This is a genomic window from Halomonas sp. SIMBA_159 (assembly GCF_046536035.1).
In the GTDB taxonomy this organism is placed as follows: domain Bacteria; phylum Pseudomonadota; class Gammaproteobacteria; order Pseudomonadales; family Halomonadaceae; genus Vreelandella; species Vreelandella venusta_A.
Genome location: NZ_JAWJBT010000483.1, coordinates 1 through 275, shown reverse-complemented (window position 1 = coordinate 275; position 275 = coordinate 1). Strand labels below are relative to the sequence as shown.

Here is a 275-nt window from a genome sequence, read left to right as displayed (position 1 = left end):
CCAAGGACGCGATGAAGGCGGGCGAACCCGTGGAGTTCGTGGACCTCGTGGACCTGTGGCTGCCCGACGAGCAGGCCATCGCCACGATCCCGTGGACGCCCGACGGGTCGCTGCCCGGCGGCGACTACCTGCGGATCATCGAGCACGACGGGCCGGAGCTGGGTCCGTACAAGCAGCTCGGGTTCGCGTGGGTGCCCGACAACATCATGCCGGCAGCGCCCGCGGGCGTGTGGCACGACCTGCATGAATCCCACAACCGCCTCGCTCGGAAAGCC

General features: G+C 69.5%; 1 protein-coding gene. It reads left to right on the top strand.

All coding sequences use genetic code 11. From position 1 onward, the window contains the following. Positions 1 to 11: 11 nt before the first annotated feature. Positions 12 to 275, top strand: a 264-nt coding sequence (locus tag R0J87_RS20120) for a hypothetical protein (protein WP_498888463.1), incomplete at its 3' end; no start/stop codon positions are given.